The sequence below is a fragment of the Lutimaribacter pacificus genome (assembly GCF_900142185.1).
GTDB lineage: Bacteria > Pseudomonadota > Alphaproteobacteria > Rhodobacterales > Rhodobacteraceae > Lutimaribacter > Lutimaribacter pacificus.
Genome location: NZ_FQZZ01000002.1, coordinates 112,666 through 127,381, shown reverse-complemented (window position 1 = coordinate 127,381; position 14,716 = coordinate 112,666). Strand labels below are relative to the sequence as shown.

The following is a 14,716-nucleotide window of genomic DNA, read 5'->3' as shown; positions in this document are numbered from 1 at the left end:
CGATTCATGCCCAAAGGATACCTGACGACACATGTTCTGGACACCGCGCGCGGATTGCCGGCCGCGGGGGTGAAGATCGCGCTTTACAAGGTCAGCGGCAATTCGCACCGCAAGATCGCCGAGACCGAAACCAACGAGGACGGCCGCACCGATGCGCCGATCCTGCCGCAAGGCAAGTTCGCGGCGGGCACATACGAGCTGGTGTTTTTCGCCGGCGACTACCTGCGCGCCACCGCGCAGGCCGGGGCCGAACCGCTGTTCCTGGACCAGATCCCGATCCGGTTCGGCATGGCCGACCCGGAGGCGCATTACCATGTGCCGCTGTTGCTGTCGGCCTACGGCTATTCCACCTATCGCGGCAGTTAATCGTCGAACCGCCGCAGCATCCGGCCCAGAACGCGCCCGCCCAGCACATGCATGTGCAGGTGCGGCACCTCCTGCACGCCGGCCTCGCCCGTGTTCGAGATCAGGCGATAGCCGCCGCCGTCATTGCCCGGCGCGACCTCGACCAGCCTGCAGACCTCGCCGATGGCGCGGGTGTAATCCGCAATCTCGGCATCCGACGCCTCGGCGGCGAAATGGTCATAGGTCACGTAGGGCCCCTTGGGGATCACCAGAACATGCACCGGCGCCTGCGGCTGGATGTCGTGAAAGGCAAGGCTGTGCGCGCTTTCATAGACGGTGTTGTTCGGGATCTCGCCGCGCAGGATTTTGGCAAAGATATTCTGGTCGTCATAGGCATAGGCCATCGTGCACCTCAGTCAGCAAACAGGTATTCGGTTTCCGCGATCTCGCGCGCCTTGTCGCCCGTGATCGACAGGAATTGCGCGATCGACGCGGCGTTGTCCTCGGGGCTGTCGGATTCGCGGATGCGGTTGTGGTTTTCGAAATTCGCATCGCGGATACGGTCGATTTCAAAGGTGATGTCCTGCCGGATCGTCGGCAACAGCCGCTCAAGCGTTTCGCGCGGGGTCTGTTCGCCGGCAAGGCCCACGCGCCTGGCGTGGCCGGTCAGGAAATCGTCGGTGAACTGGCATTGCACCTCGAGCAGCCTTGTGGTGGAGCGGTCACCGCAGAAATCGTGCAGCAGGTCGATATTGTTGGGGTCCATGCAGACGATCAGGCGGTCGGTGTCGTAATAGTCGAACAGCATCCGCATCAGCGCGCGGCGGTGGCGGGTGCGCTTGCCCAGCGTCGACTGGATGCCGCCGAGGTCGGGCAGTTGCGTGCCTTCCTCGTTGAACAGGTATTCGATGGCGGGGATGTTGGTGACCTGCCGGATGCGATTCAGCAGGCGCTTGGCCACGTGCCATTTCTTGCACACGATGATCATCAACTCGCGTTCGCGGCCCAGTGTCGATTCGGTTTCCCAGAACCGGGTGGCGAAGCGGCGCCCGATGCGGCCGCGACCGGCGAGGAACCTGAACAGGCTGCGTCCCTCGTTCGAGATCTTGAACTCGACATTCTCGGCGGCATATAGCGCGCCAAGCCGGGCCTTCAGCTCGGTCGCCTCGGGGCTGATCTTGCGCGCGAACAGGAAATCCTGGCTGAGCAGCATGTCGTAGTGATCGTTGTAGAACACCACCGGCATCCCGTAATCGGTGAACATCAGGAATGTCAGCGTGCGGGTGCTGATCTCGCTTTCCGGCACAAGGTGGCGCACAAGCGTCTGGAAAAATGTCTCGTCGGGGATCCAGGTGGTGCGGAAGAACCGCATGACATCCTTGCGCTCGCGGGTGAAGTTCAGGATCCATTCGATGGTGCGGCGGCGCAGGCACCACCACTGGCTGCCGATCATCACCTGGATATCGGGGGGAATCTCACGCGTCAGGCCAAGGCGTTCCTGCGCCCGGAACATCCAGTAGAACCGTTTTTTCTGCGTGCGTTCGTTGAACCAGTGACGATAGATCAGCCGTTCCTCTTTCCAGCCCGTCTTGATCCAGTCGCTTTCGAAATAGTCGAAGCTTTCGATGTAATCGCAATCGTCGCGGTCCAGGAATTCATGGGTGTATTCGGCCGACTTGATCGCCATGCAATCGCCCGACAGCATGTAGAAATGCGTGGCGCGCGGGAACGACGCAACCGCGGTTTCGACGGCATTCAGCGTCGCCTGGACAAGGCTCCATTCCCCCCAGCCGCATTTGACCCGCTTGCGGGCGAAAACCACGTTGGGATTGTCCCCAAGGGCATCGCGTATCCGGTCGAAATGTTCGGGGCTGGCGCTGGCGTCGAAATGGATCGACATGTAGTCGCCCGCCGCCGTCAGCCGTTCGGCCTGTTCGATGATCGCCTCGGGGTCCTTGTGACACAGCAATATGAAGGCGATCCTGGCCATGCGAATGTATGAAAGCCTCTGTTTACTGGGTCACGGTATCTAGATAAAGATGAACTGCCATTGAATAAACAGGCGAATTCGGATTTTTCAAACAGCATGAACGCGTCTTGAAAAAATGACGCACTGCATGGAGGCGCGGTAGGCAAGATGGGTTTCCCAGGAACCTGGATGACGGAGAGTGAAAGCGTCGTTTATCGCGTGGTCCCCAAATGCGCCTGCTCGACCATCGGGCAGATCATGTATTATTCGGATCACGGCACGTTTTTCGACGGTGACATTCACGACGCCACCGGCGGTATGCACAAATGGGCGATCGAGGCCAGCCAGCCGCTGATCGAGGCGAATGTGAAGGCGCATAAATCCTATGCCTTCACCTGTGTGCGCAACCCCTATACCCGCATCCTCAGCTCGTTCTTCGACAAGATCTGCGGCATCCAGCGCAACGGAAAACGCTATCGCGGCAACCTGGTGCCGCTCTTGATCCAGAAATACGGGATCGAGGTGGGCGAGCCCGAAACGGGTTTCGAGTTCGACCAGATCAAATCCTTCCGCCGCTTCCTGCTGTTTGCGCGCGACACGATCCGCTGGCGCAAGCCGATGGAGCCCGACATTCACTGGTCGGCCATGTCGGGCCATGTCAGCACCTTCATCCTGAACGGCGGGCGTTACGACAAGATCTTCTGGACCGAGGATTTCAACGACGGGATGGGCGATGTCCTGAAGGCGATCAAGACGCCGAAAAAGGTCGATCTGAAAAAGATTCCGCGATTCAACGAATCCGAAGGTCACGGCCCGAAACGCGCGCACCCGGTCGAGGATTATTTCGACGACCTGTCGATGCACCTGGTGAAGGAAATCTATCACCGCGATTTCGCGCTGTTCAAATACGATTTCGACGACCCGTCGAACAAGATGCCGATAGGCGAGATCGACCTGGACGAGGTGCACGCCAAGCTGGGCGACACCTGAAACAGGCCCGCCGGGGCGGCGGGCCTTTGCGCGTCAGTAACCCAGCGCGATACCGTCCTTGCGCGGGTCCGACCCGCCTTCCAGGATGCCATCCTCACGGATCAGGATCGCCTGGCCGCCGCCGATCGGGCCGCCCGGGATCTCGACCTTGTGGCCCATCGCGGCCAGTTCGGCGCGCACCGCGTCGCTGTATCCACGCTCGACCTTCATCGTGCCGGCATCGGAAAACGCGCGCGGCGCGTCGATGGCCGCCTGCGGGCCCATCCCGAAATCGACCATGTTCGACACGACGCGCGCGTGCCCGTTGGGCTGATAGGCGCCGCCCATCACGCCAAAGGGCATCAGCGCGCTGCCCTGCCGCAGCATGGCGGGGATGATCGTGTGCATGGGGCGCTTGCCGCCCGCCATTTCGTTCGCGTGCCCCTCTTGCAGGGTGAAGCCCGCGCCGCGGTTCTGCAGCAGGATGCCGAACCTGTCCGACGCGATGCCCGAACCGAAGCCGTGGAAAATCGAATAGATCAGGCTGACCGCCATGCGGTCCTGATCCACCACGGTGATATAGATCGTGTCCTTGTGCACCGCCTCGGTCAGCGGGGCGGCGGCGGGCATCGCCGTTTTCGGGTCGATCAGCGCGGCCAGCTTTGCGGCGGTTTCCGGGGCCAGCATATGCTCCAGCCGGGTGGTGTGGCCGGGATCGGCGATAAAGCGGTTGCGCGCGTCATAGGCCAGTTTCGCGGCCTCGGCCTCAAGATGCGCGCGTTCGGCGCCCATCGGATCGAGCGAGGCGATATCGAAATGCGACAGGATGTTCAGCATCAGGATCGCCGTGGCGCCCTGCCCGTTCGGCGGATGCTCGACAAGCTCGGCCCGCTTGTAGGTGCCGCTGACCGGCGTGCTGTCGATGGGCGCGGCGGCGGCGAAATCCGCCATTTCGTGCACGCCCCCCAGCGCCTTGAGCGCGGCAACCATGTCCTCGGCCACTTCGCCTTCGTAGAACGCCTTGATGCCATCTCGGGCCACGCGGCGCAGCACCTCGGCCTGGCCCGGCGCGCGAAAGATCTGGCCGGCGGTCGGCACCTTGCCGTCGACCAGGTAAAAATCGCGCGCCTTGGGGTGCAGGCATTTCGCCGCCTCGGGCCAGTCGAAGGCCACGCGCGGGGCGACGGGAATGCCCTCGTCGGCGTAATGGATCGAGGGCGCCAGAAGGGTATCGAGCCCCAGCTTGCCCTCGGTTTCCGAAAGGTGTGCAAAGGCGGCCATGGCGGTGGGTATGGTCACCGCCTCGGGGCCGGTCAGCGGCACCGCGGTCAGGCCGCGGGCGCGCAGGTCGGCGGCGCTGGCCGCCGCCGGGGCGCGGCCCGACCCGTTCAGCGCCCGCATCGTGCTGTCGCCCGGCCGGGTATAGAGGACAAAGCAATCGCCGCCGATGCCGGTCATCTGCGGCTCGGCGATGCCCAGCAGGATCGCACCGGCAATCGCCGCATCCATCGCGTTTCCGCCGCGGTTCAGGATGTCGAGGGCGGTCTTTGCCGCCAGCGGGTGCGACGTGGCACAGATGCCGTTCGTGGCCAGCACCGGCGAGCGGCCGGGAATGTGGAAATCGCGCATGATCGGCAGCCTCCTGTCCGTTATGCGACGGAGAGTAAGGCGGCAGGCAGGGAATGCCAATCGCGCCGGTCCGGGAATTTTCGGAAGGGTAAGAACCTCGGCGCCGCGCACTGGGTGGGGGCTGTGAAAACGCGACGCCGAGGGAAGCCTATGCAGCTACGGGAATCGTTATGCCGCTGGATTCTGGCGCTATTCCGATGGCTTTGGGGCGATTTGGTGGCAGGCAGGCCCACCCGCGAACCGGGCAAGAGAGAACACCACCTTCAGCTCGTTCCACCGCGCCAGGCGGTTGTGATCGAGCGTGCTGGCAAGGCTGCGGATCAGGTGCCAGCCGAAACCGCCTTCGGGCAGGTCGGCCGGATCGCGGCCGGCCTTGCCCTCCGACAGGATCAGCTCGGCCGGCAGGGGCACGCCGCGATCCCGGATGATGACGGTCAGTTCCGCGCATTCGGCAAGGGCGCGCAGGTAGATCGGCCCACCTGCCCCGGCGGGATAGGCATGTTCGGTCACGTTGTTCAGCGCCTCGGCCAGCACCAGCTGGATCGTGTCGCGCTGATCGGGCGGCAGGCCGAGCGGCGCAAGATAGGTCAGCAACGTGCCCAGCGCCTCGCGCACGTTCAGGGGGGTGGCGTGGAAATTGACGATCAACGCGCCGCCACCCTGGGCGGGGGGTATCGTTTTCTGCCGTGCATCCGCCATTTTTGCCCTATGCCCCGTGATCGCCCAGCGCCGCGTCGAGCGATCGGTGAATGGTGAAAACGCTGTCCATCCGCGTCAGGCGGAACACCTTTTCCACCGCCGGCGACAGGCAGGCGAGGTGCAGCCGCCGGTCGGGGCCAAGCTGCTTCATCGCGGCGACGATGGCGCCCAGACCGCTGGAATCGATGAAATCCACTGCCCCGAGGTTCAGGATGACATCCCCGTCGATATCATCGGTCAGGTCGCGCACCGAATCCTTGAAGGCGATGGCGACCGCCGCGTCGATTCGCGGCCCTGCGATGTCGACCACGTGGAATGGCCCGAATTGTCTTGCCGAAAGCTGCATCCGCTCCGATCCGTTCATTGGTAGAAATACTGCTCTGCGACGGAAGGCTAGACGGCATTCCTTACCATTCGGTATGCAGGAACAAAGGATAAGGGAGTGAGCCATGAAGAACGTTGTGATCGCAGGGGCGTCGCGCACGCCGATGGGTGGATTTCAGGGCGTGTTCGACGGGGTCGCAGCCGCCGATCTGGGCGGCGCGGCGATCCGCGCCGCGCTGGCAGACGCGGGCACCGGGACCGTGGACGAGGTCCTGATGGGCTGCGTGCTGCCCGCAGGACAGGGCCAGGCACCCGCCCGACAGGCCGGGTTCGCGGCGGGGCTTGGCGAAGAGGTGCCCGCCACCACGCTGAACAAGATGTGCGGATCGGGCATGAAGGCGGCGATGGTGGCGTTCGACCAGATCGCGCTGGGCCATGCCGGCACGATGATCGCGGGCGGCATGGAATCGATGTCGAATGCGCCCTACATCCTGCCCAAGATGCGCGGCGGCGCACGGATCGGCCACCAGGAAGTCAAGGACCATATGTTCCTGGACGGGCTGGAAGACGCCTATGACAAGGGCCGCCTGATGGGCACCTTCGCCGAGGATTGCGCCGGGGCGTTCCAGTTCACCCGCGAGGATCAGGACCAATACGCCATCGCCTCGCTTGAAAACGCGCTGGATGCCGAACGCTCGGGCGCCTTCGACGGCGAGATCGCCCCGTTCACCATCCACGCCCGCACCGGCGAGGAAGTCATCACCAAGGACGAACAGCCCGCCAAGGCACGGCCCGAAAAGATCCCGATGCTGAAACCGGCCTTCCGCAAGGACGGCACGGTGACGGCGGCCAATTCCTCGTCGATTTCCGACGGTGCCGCGGCGCTGGTGCTGGCCAGCCAGGATGCTGCCGACGCGCAGGGGCTGAACGTGCGCGCCCGCATCCTGGGCCACGCCAGCCATGCCCATGCGCCAAAGGATTTCCCGACCGCCCCCGTGCCGGCCGCGAAAAAGCTGCTGGACCGTCTGGGCTGGAAAACCTCGGATGTCGACCTGTGGGAGGTGAACGAGGCATTCGCCGTCGTGCCCATGGCCTTCATGAAGGAAATGGGCCTGCCGCGCGACATCGTGAACGTGAATGGCGGCGCCTGTGCCCTGGGCCATCCGATCGGCGCATCGGGCGCGCGGATCATGGTGACGCTGCTGAACGCGCTGGAAAAACGCGGGCTGAAACGCGGTATCGCGGCGATCTGCATCGGCGGCGGCGAAGGCACCGCCATCGCGATCGAGCGGGTCTGATGCAGAAACTGCGGTTGGCCCTTGCGCTGGCGCGCGTGCTGTTGCCCGATGGCGCCAGGCGGGCGCTGTATGGCGGGCGATTGCCGGTGGTGGACGGGCGGAAAATCGACGCCAGCGCGCAGGCTCTCTGTGATCTGGTCGGACTTGTCCGCGCGCCGGGCGCCATGCCCAGCCTTGAGGAAAGCCGCGCGCAGATCGAGATGATGGCGGCGAAATTCGACCGCCCCACACCGGCGAGTGTGAACAGGCAGGATATCACCCTGCCGGGTGCCGACGGGCCACGGCCCGCGCGGCTTTATACGCCTGCCGGGGCAGGCGAGGATGCGCCGACCCTGCTTTTCCTGCATGGCGGCGGCTGGGTGCAGGGCAGTATCGGCAGCCATGACGGGCTGTGCGGCAAGCTGGCCGACTGGGCGGGCGTCCGGGTTATCTCCTATGACTACCGGCTTGCGCCCGAGCACAAGTTTCCCGCCGGCGCGGATGACGTGCTGGCCTGTTATCGGGCGCTTGTTTCGGGCGCGACCGCGCTGCGGATCGACCCGGCGCGGCTGGCCGTGGGCGGCGACAGCGCGGGGGCCAACCTGACGGCGGTGCTGATGCACGATCTGGGCGCGGCGGGGCTGCCCGTGCCGGCCGGGCAACTGCTGATCTATCCGGCGGTCGACGCGCGCATGACATCGCAATCCATGCAATCGCTGAAGGATCAACCGCTTTTGCCGGTGGTGCGCATCCGGTGGTATCTCGACCAGTATCTGCCCGAAACGCAGGACCGGCTCGATCCGCGTGTCTCGCCGCTGTTCTCGCCACATCTGGTGGGCCAGCCGCCGGCGATGATCGTGGTGGCGGGGCATGATCCGCTATGGGATGACGGGCAGGCCCATGCCGCCGCACTGCGCGATGCGGGCGTTGCGGCAGAGCTGGCCGAATTCCCCGGTCAGGTCCATGCCTTCGCATCGCTGACCAAGGTCGTCCCGCAAGGCAACGCGGCGCTGCGCCGCTCCGCCGACTGGCTGCGCAAGACGCTGGGCTGAGCGCCTGGAAAGGAATGGTAGTGTCCGCAACCGGAGGGCATCGCACGGCCGCGGTCGGGCGATCCGACGTTTGTGACTGGCATTTTATCGTGCAGCCACATCCTCCCTCTGACCGTGGCACCTGCGGCAGCCAATCGCCCGGCCGGGGGGCGGCCGTGCGATGCCCGGGCCGCTGCGCGGCCGTTCCGGGCAGGGTGCGTCGCAGGCTCTCCCGCGATCAGGCGCGAACCGACACGCATTGCTCCCAAAAAAGAAAAACCCCCGAAGCAACGCCCGGGGGTCATCGTTTTTTCTCTGTCCGTCAGGACGAAGGGCTTAAAGCAGACCTTCGCGCTGCGCTTTCTTACGTGCCAGCTTGCGGGCGCGGCGAATCGCCTCGGCCTTTTCGCGTGCTTTCTTGACCGACGGTTTCTCGAAATGCTGCTTGAGCTTCATTTCGCGGAAAACGCCTTCACGCTGCAGCTTTTTCTTCAGGGCACGGAGCGCCTGATCGACGTTGTTGTCACGAACAGTAACCTGCATGTGGTTTTCACCACCTTTCTAAGTTTGAGTTGCAAGGAAATTGCAGGAAGTGGCCATATAGCAAAGCCCGCCTTACTTGTCTAGGGTAACGCCAAAAGCCGACGGAGGCCCCGATGGACGATCAGAGCGTGAAAGACCGGCTGCTCGATGCAGCCCTGATGCATGTGCCCTTTGACGGGTGGAGCCAGGCGAGTTTCGATGCGGCGGTGGCCGATGCAGCTGTCGATCCGGCGCTGGCGCAGGCCACCTGCCCGCGCGGTGCGGTGGACCTGGCGATGGCCTATCACCAGCGCGGCGATGACGAGATGGTGCGCCGCATCCAGGCCGAAGATATGTCCGGCATGCGCTTTCGGGACCGGGTAACCGCGGCGGTCCGGCTCCGCATCGAGGCCGCCGAGGACAAGGAAATCGTGCGCCGCGGCACGACCCTGTTCGCCCTGCCGCAATATGCCGGCGACGGGGCGCGCGCGATCTGGGGCACGGCCGACAGGATCTGGACGGTGCTGGGCGACCAGTCGGACGATGTGAACTGGTACACCAAGCGGACCATTCTCAGCGGTGTCTACAGCGCCACGGTTCTCTATTGGCTGGGCGACGAAAGCGAGGATCACCAGGCCACGTGGGCGTTTCTGGACCGCCGGATCGACAACGTGATGCAGTTCGAAAAGGTCAAGGGCAAGCTGCGCGACAACCGCGCCTTCACCACCATCCTTGCGGGCCCCCTTGGCCTGCTGGGCAGGATCAGGGCACCGATGCGTGCGTCCGACGACATGCCCGGCCAATGGCCCGGATCGCAATAAGGAGAAGACCATGACCGAAACGATGCGCGCCGTCGAGATTTCCGAACCCGGCGGTCCCGAGGTCCTGAAAAAGGCCGAACGCCCGCGCCCCGCGCCCGGACCCGGCCAGGTGGTGATCCGCGTGCACTGGGCCGGCGTGAACCGGCCCGATGCGCTGCAACGCGCCGGCGCCTATGCGCCGCCACCGGGGGCCAGCGACCTGCCGGGGCTCGAAGCTGCGGGCGAAATCGCGGCCCTTGGCGAAGGCGTGCATGACTGGCAGGTCGGCGACAAGGTCTGCGCGCTGCTGCCGGGCGGGGGATATGCCGAATACGTCGCTACACCGGCGGCACATTGCCTGCCCGTGCCCGCCGGCATGGACATGCGCGAGGCCGCGTGCCTGCCCGAGACCTTTTTCACCGTCTGGACCAACGTGTTCATGCGCGGCGGCCTGAAAGCCGGAGAGCGGTTCCTGGTGCATGGCGGCGCCAGCGGCATCGGCACCACGGCGATCCAGCTGGCACGCGAATTCGGCGCGCGGGTGTTTGCCACCGTCAGCAGACAGGAAAAGGCCGCCGCCTGCGCCGCCCTGGGCGCGCATCGCACGATCATCTACAACGACGAGGATTTCGTCGAGGTTATGCGCGAGGAAGGCGGCGCCAACCTGATCCTCGACATGGTGGGGGGCCTTTATATCCCGCGCAACCTGCGCGCGCTGGCCGATGACGGGCGGCTGGTGCAGATCGCGTTCCTGCAGGGCCCCAAGGTCGAGGTGAATTTCGCCCAGATGATGACCCGGCGCCTGACCATCACCGGCAGCACGCTGCGCCCGCAAAGCGACCTGGCCAAGGCCGAAATCGCCGAGGCGCTGCGCGAACATGTCTGGCCATTGCTTGAGGCGGGCAAGGTCGCGCCGGTCATGGACAGCGAATTCCCCCTTGAAAAGGCCGCGGATGCCCATGCCCGAATGGAAGCAGGCAGCCATATCGGAAAAATCGTGCTGAAAGTCGCCTGACTCTCAGGCGTTAATCATTTGGCTTTGAATTCAACCCCCGCGTTCAAATTGCGCGGGGATTGAGTTTGAATGAATTGAAAATTACCAATTCATCATTCTTCCTTTTCCTGCTACGGTTCGTAATCACTGGGCTTAACGCCGGTTATTACAATTCATGCCTGCTAAAAGCGCCGCCACTGTATGGCGGAAAGATGGAAATGAAAGAATGTCACAAATAGATCTCGACTCGCTGTCACTCGACGAACTCAGAACCCTTCAGAAACAGGTTGCCCGCGCCATTGACAATTACAAGGAACGCCAGCGCCAGAAAGCGTTGTCGGAGCTTGAGGCGAAAGCGCAGGAAATGGGATTCTCGCTGAACGATCTTGTCGGCGGCAAGAAATCCAAAAGAATGGGTATCCCGAAATACCGCAATCCCGACGATCCCGCCATCACCTGGACGGGCAAGGGCCGCCGCCCCGAATGGGTGAAAGAGGCGCTGAAAAAGGGGAAATCGCTGGACGATCTGCTTATCTGAGCGATTGACCGGGGGCCTGCCCCGACGCGCGATTGAATGGCTGAACGATATGCGCCGCCGGTTTCATTTCCGGCGGCGCATTGCATTCCGGCGGACATATCAGCGGACGGGATCGAACAGGGCATCCTTCATCGGGCAATCGCGCACCACGTCGCGGCCGCAGGGCACCGGCTGCAGATCGCGTGACAGGCACAGCCGCGCCTCCTGTATCCGGCCATCCTTGCAGGTGATGGTCAGCATGTCGGGCTCCCACCCCGGATTCGCCTCGATGAACGCCTGCTCGACCACCTTGGCGGGCAGGCGCACCGGCTTGTCGAGCTGCCGGAACACCGCCGGTCGGTTGACCATCTCGTAGGCACGCCGCGCCAGCGCGTAGTAATCCGCCGGCGACAGACCCGAACAGGACCCGTGCTTCTTCCACTGGTACCAGGCCAGCCCGCTTGTCCCCATGATATCGGCCATTTCGCGGGTCATGGCGCGGCCGGGCTGTGGCCATGTGGTCAGGCAATGCGACGGCCAGCCCCGGTGGTATTGCGGCCAGAGCCCGTGCAGCACCCAGCCGAAATCCCGCGAGGCGTCGCATTGCGGCGAATTGCGCGCATCGCCCTCGGTTGCGCACCAGTTGGGCGACCAACTGAGCGCAAGCACGTAATAGTCGAATTCCCCCGCCCTGTCGTTCCCAGCAGCCAGCGGCGCGGCGATGCCGATACACAGACACAGCAGGGCCAGGACGCGCATTCACTCTTTCCTTATACGATTTCCGGCAGTATACAGGCGCCAATTTCCCCCACAATGGAAACCCAGCCCGCACCGGGCAGCCGTTTTCCGGCAGCGGGGAAGATTTGAGTTCAGGAGATCTGACATGAACAAACCGATCATGGCAAAAGCCACCGCCGTCTGGCTGGTCGACAACACCACGCTGACCTTCAAGCAGATCGCCGATTTCACCGGCATGCACGAGCTTGAGGTGCAGGGCATCGCCGATGGTGACGTCGCCGCGGGCGTCAAGGGCTTCGACCCGATCGCCAACAACCAGCTTGAGCAGGGCGAAATCGAAAAGGGCGAAGCCGATCCGCTCTACAAGCTCAAGCTCAAGTTCAACCCCGCCGCCGTGGGCGAGGAAAAACGCCGCGGCCCGCGTTATACGCCGCTGTCCAAGCGTCAGGACCGGCCCAACGCGATCCTGTGGCTGGTCAAGTTCCACCCCGAGCTGACCGATGGCCAGATATCGAAACTGGTGGGCACCACCAAGCCGACGATCCAGTCGATCCGTGAACGCACGCACTGGAACATCTCGAACATGCAGCCGATCGACCCGGTCGCCCTGGGCCTGTGCAAACAGTCCGAGCTTGACGCCGCCGTGCAAAAGGCCGCCGAAAAGCGCGCCAAGGAAGGCGAGGCGATGGACGACGACGCACGCCGCAAGCTGCTGTCGACCGAGCAATCGCTGGGCATGGACGAATCGCCGCGTATGCCGACCGCCATCGAGGGGCTAGAAACCTTCAGCCTCAAGGATGACGACGACAAGGAAGACGCGATTCCCGACGCCGACAGCTTCTTCAACCTGCCGGGCGACAGCGATGACGACGACGAGGATGAGGACGAACAGCCCTGACCGGGGCCGTTCCGCCACCCTCTGTATGCCAAGGCCCGGATCGCCCGATCCGGGCCTTTCTCATTCCGTCCGCAGCATCAGCCCGCGTGCCCCGAGCAGCAGCCACAGGCAGAATGCCGTTTCCGCCACCAGCGACACCGCATAGGCCACAGCAAAACCATCCGCCATCGCAGGGGCGACGATGCGCAGAACGCTTCCCGTCGCATAAACGATACCCGAGGCCACGACGCCCCGTCCCAACCACCACAGCCCGGCGCGCTGCAGCAAAACGCCGGTCAGCACGCAATTGACGGCAAAGAACGCCAGCGACACGTCGTAGGCGACACCGTGCAGCGACAGCCAGTCACCGGCGCCGGACGGGTCGAGGATCGCTGCCATGATCCAGCCCAGCCCGCCGGCGATGCAGGCCGCCTGCACCAGCCGGAACGCCGTCGCGGCGACGGCCAGCCATGTCCCGAAAGGCTGCAACAGGGCCAGCAACAGAACCGCCAGCCCGACATCGGCCAATGCCATCGCCAGATCGGCCAGCATCGAGATACGCAGCCCCAGCGCGTCGCCTACCACCAGCGCGGGATCGGCCCGGAACGGCGCGCGGAACACCGCCTCGGAGGCGACGCCGCACAGGATGATGACAAGGTATAAAATACCGGCAAACCGGGGGGATACGGGCATGGCGGCCCCTTTTCGACTGTCGCGCGCGGCGAGCCTAGCAGCTTTTTCCCGAATGCGCATGGTTCGGGTCGCCCGCCCGCCGCCGGCAGGGCAGAAGCGGTGCAAAACCGGAGGCCCCCGATGACCCTTGCGCTGATCCTCTTCCTGTTCCCGCTCGCCTACAGCCCCGGACCGGGCAACATGATCTTTGCCGCCAACGGCGCGCGGTTCGGGCTGCGGGCGACGCTGCCGGCCACCGCGGGCTATCACCTGGCGACATGGGGCGTGACAGCGGCGATCGGGCTGGGCCTTGGCGGCGCGATCGCGGCCTTTCCGGCGCTGACCGGCGCGATGCGGATCGCCGGCGCGTCCTATGTCCTGTGGCTGGCATGGCGGATGGCGATGGCGGGGCATCTGGCACAAGGGCCCGAGGCGCGAGTCCTCGGTTTCTGGGGCGGTGTCGTCCTGCTGGTCCTGAACCCCAAGGCCTATGTCATCATCGCGCTGATGTTCAGCCAGTTCCTGACCCGCCCCGCCATTGCCGACGCGCTGTGGATCACCAGTGTCTTTACCCTCAACAACCTGGCGGCCTTTACCTTCTGGACGCTCGCGGGCGACATGCTGGCCCGCCAGTTCCGCAAGCCGGCGGCGGCGCGGCGGCTGAACCTTGGCTTCGCCGCACTGCTGGCGGGGGTGGCGCTGTGGATGCTGCTGGCCTGAACCGGCCGTCAGATCGCCTTGCGCGCGTTCAGCGCGGCGGCAATCGTGCCATCGTCGAGGTAATCCAGCTCGCCCCCGATCGGCACGCCCTGCGCCAACGAGGTCAGCGTCACGCGCCCCTCCAGCTGATCGGCGATGTAATGCGCGGTGGTCTGTCCGTCGACGGTGGCGTTCAGCGCCAGGATCACCTCGGTCACCCGTTCGCTGTCCACCCGGTCGATCAGGCGGGGAATGCGCAACTGCTCGGGCCCGACCTGGTCGAGCGCAGAGAGCGTACCGCCCAGCACGTGATAGCGGCCCTTGAAGGCATGGCCGCGCTCCATCGCCCAGAGATCGGCCACATCCTCGACCACGCAGATTTGGCCGTTGGCACGCTTTTCGCTGGCGCAGATATCGCAGATGTCTGTGGTGCCGACATTGCCGCAATTCAGGCATTCCCGCGCCGTGGTGGCGACCTGCCCCATCAGCTCGGCCAGCGGCTGCATCAGCAGCGCGCGCTTGCGGATCAGGTGCAGCACCGCCCGCCGGGCCGAGCGCGGGCCAAGCCCCGGCAGCTTTGCCATCGCGTCGATCAGCGCCTCGATATCGCGGGTTGAATTCATGGCGGTGCGCCCCTGGCCGGCGGCAGGAGCG

The 14,716-nt window shown here is 64.5% G+C and carries 18 protein-coding genes; 9 read left to right on the top strand and 9 right to left on the bottom strand.

Annotated features, from left to right (window positions below; genetic code table 11):
- Positions 1 to 6: 6 nt before the first annotated feature.
- Positions 7 to 366, top strand: coding sequence for a hydroxyisourate hydrolase (gene uraH / locus F3H87_RS06625; protein WP_149787803.1), 360 nt, complete (start codon positions 7 to 9; stop codon positions 364 to 366).
- Here uraH and F3H87_RS06620 read toward each other — a convergent pair.
- Entirely contained in the window at positions 363 to 749 is a 387-nt protein-coding gene (locus F3H87_RS06620; RefSeq protein WP_149787802.1) for a histidine triad nucleotide-binding protein, read from the bottom strand. The two genes, uraH and F3H87_RS06620, sit on opposite strands and share 4 nt — an antisense overlap.
- An 8-nt stretch (positions 750 to 757) precedes the next feature.
- Positions 758 to 2,335, bottom strand: coding sequence for a DUF5928 domain-containing protein (locus tag F3H87_RS06615; protein ID WP_149787801.1), 1,578 nt, complete (start codon positions 2,333 to 2,335; stop codon positions 758 to 760).
- Between the two features lie 147 nt (positions 2,336 to 2,482).
- On the opposite strand from F3H87_RS06615, the gene F3H87_RS06610 reads away from it, so the two are divergent.
- On the top strand, positions 2,483 to 3,304 hold the full coding sequence (locus tag F3H87_RS06610; protein WP_149787800.1) for a sulfotransferase family protein: 822 nt from the start codon (positions 2,483 to 2,485) through the stop codon (positions 3,302 to 3,304).
- 33 nt (positions 3,305 to 3,337) lie between these two features.
- Here the strand turns inward: F3H87_RS06610 and F3H87_RS06605 are convergent, their stop codons facing one another.
- The 3 genes from F3H87_RS06605 to F3H87_RS06595 all read right to left on the bottom strand — a co-directional run bounded on the left by F3H87_RS06605 (position 3,338) and on the right by F3H87_RS06595 (position 5,957).
- Positions 3,338 to 4,912 (bottom strand): gamma-glutamyltransferase family protein, encoded by a 1,575-nt coding sequence (locus F3H87_RS06605; protein ID WP_149787799.1) that lies wholly within the window; start codon positions 4,910 to 4,912, stop codon positions 3,338 to 3,340.
- Between the two features lie 189 nt (positions 4,913 to 5,101).
- Positions 5,102 to 5,560: an ATP-binding protein gene (locus tag F3H87_RS06600; RefSeq protein WP_188129181.1), complete on the bottom strand. Its 459-nt coding sequence runs from the start codon at positions 5,558 to 5,560 to the stop codon at positions 5,102 to 5,104.
- A gap of 58 nt (positions 5,561 to 5,618) precedes the next feature.
- The gene (locus tag F3H87_RS06595; RefSeq protein ID WP_149788211.1) at positions 5,619 to 5,957 is read right to left on the bottom strand and encodes an STAS domain-containing protein; all 339 of its coding nucleotides are present in this window, start codon (positions 5,955 to 5,957) and stop codon (positions 5,619 to 5,621) included.
- A gap of 103 nt (positions 5,958 to 6,060) precedes the next feature.
- Between F3H87_RS06595 and F3H87_RS06590 the strand changes: the two genes are divergently transcribed.
- Together F3H87_RS06590 and F3H87_RS06585 are read left to right on the top strand one after the other, a co-directional pair.
- On the top strand, positions 6,061 to 7,233 hold the full coding sequence (locus F3H87_RS06590; protein ID WP_149787797.1) for a thiolase family protein: 1,173 nt from the start codon (positions 6,061 to 6,063) through the stop codon (positions 7,231 to 7,233).
- Positions 7,233 to 8,264, top strand: coding sequence for an alpha/beta hydrolase (locus tag F3H87_RS06585; protein ID WP_149787796.1), 1,032 nt, complete (start codon positions 7,233 to 7,235; stop codon positions 8,262 to 8,264). Before F3H87_RS06590 ends, F3H87_RS06585 begins: the two co-directional genes overlap by 1 nt.
- Before the next feature lie 315 nt (positions 8,265 to 8,579).
- On the opposite strand, the gene rpsU is transcribed toward F3H87_RS06585, so the two are convergent.
- On the bottom strand, positions 8,580 to 8,786 hold the full coding sequence (gene rpsU, locus F3H87_RS06580; protein ID WP_090029267.1) for a 30S ribosomal protein S21: 207 nt from the start codon (positions 8,784 to 8,786) through the stop codon (positions 8,580 to 8,582).
- 113 nt (positions 8,787 to 8,899) lie between these two features.
- On the opposite strand from rpsU, the gene F3H87_RS06575 reads away from it, so the two are divergent.
- The 3 genes from F3H87_RS06575 to F3H87_RS06565 all read left to right on the top strand — a co-directional run bounded on the left by F3H87_RS06575 (position 8,900) and on the right by F3H87_RS06565 (position 11,097).
- Positions 8,900 to 9,586 (top strand): COQ9 family protein, encoded by a 687-nt coding sequence (locus F3H87_RS06575; protein ID WP_149787795.1) that lies wholly within the window; start codon positions 8,900 to 8,902, stop codon positions 9,584 to 9,586.
- A gap of 10 nt (positions 9,587 to 9,596) precedes the next feature.
- Entirely contained in the window at positions 9,597 to 10,580 is a 984-nt protein-coding gene (locus F3H87_RS06570; protein ID WP_149787794.1) for an NAD(P)H-quinone oxidoreductase, read from the top strand.
- Positions 10,581 to 10,785: 205 nt separating this feature from the next.
- The gene (locus tag F3H87_RS06565; RefSeq protein WP_149787793.1) at positions 10,786 to 11,097 is read left to right on the top strand and encodes an H-NS histone family protein; all 312 of its coding nucleotides are present in this window, start codon (positions 10,786 to 10,788) and stop codon (positions 11,095 to 11,097) included.
- A gap of 99 nt (positions 11,098 to 11,196) precedes the next feature.
- Here F3H87_RS06565 and F3H87_RS06560 read toward each other — a convergent pair whose 3' ends face one another.
- Positions 11,197 to 11,835 carry a ribonuclease T2 family protein gene (locus F3H87_RS06560; RefSeq protein ID WP_149787792.1) on the bottom strand — a complete coding sequence of 213 codons (639 nt, stop codon included), beginning with the start codon at positions 11,833 to 11,835 and terminating at the stop codon, positions 11,197 to 11,199.
- A 124-nt stretch (positions 11,836 to 11,959) separates the two neighbouring features.
- On the opposite strand from F3H87_RS06560, the gene F3H87_RS06555 reads away from it, so the two are divergent.
- Positions 11,960 to 12,712, top strand: coding sequence for a DUF1013 domain-containing protein (locus F3H87_RS06555; RefSeq protein WP_149787791.1), 753 nt, complete (start codon positions 11,960 to 11,962; stop codon positions 12,710 to 12,712).
- Between the two features lie 60 nt (positions 12,713 to 12,772).
- On the opposite strand, the gene F3H87_RS06550 is transcribed toward F3H87_RS06555, so the two are convergent.
- Complete coding sequence (locus tag F3H87_RS06550; RefSeq protein ID WP_149787790.1) at positions 12,773 to 13,384, bottom strand: DUF4386 domain-containing protein; 612 nt, start codon at positions 13,382 to 13,384, stop codon at positions 12,773 to 12,775.
- Positions 13,385 to 13,504: 120 nt separating this feature from the next.
- On the opposite strand from F3H87_RS06550, the gene F3H87_RS06545 reads away from it, so the two are divergent.
- On the top strand, positions 13,505 to 14,083 hold the full coding sequence (locus tag F3H87_RS06545) for a LysE family translocator (protein WP_149787789.1): 579 nt from the start codon (positions 13,505 to 13,507) through the stop codon (positions 14,081 to 14,083).
- Between the two features lie 8 nt (positions 14,084 to 14,091).
- Here F3H87_RS06545 and recR read toward each other — a convergent pair whose 3' ends face one another.
- A complete protein-coding gene (gene recR / locus F3H87_RS06540) occupies positions 14,092 to 14,685 on the bottom strand; it encodes a recombination mediator RecR (RefSeq protein ID WP_149787788.1) in 594 nt (197 codons plus the stop codon).
- Positions 14,686 to 14,716: the final 31 nt, after the last annotated feature.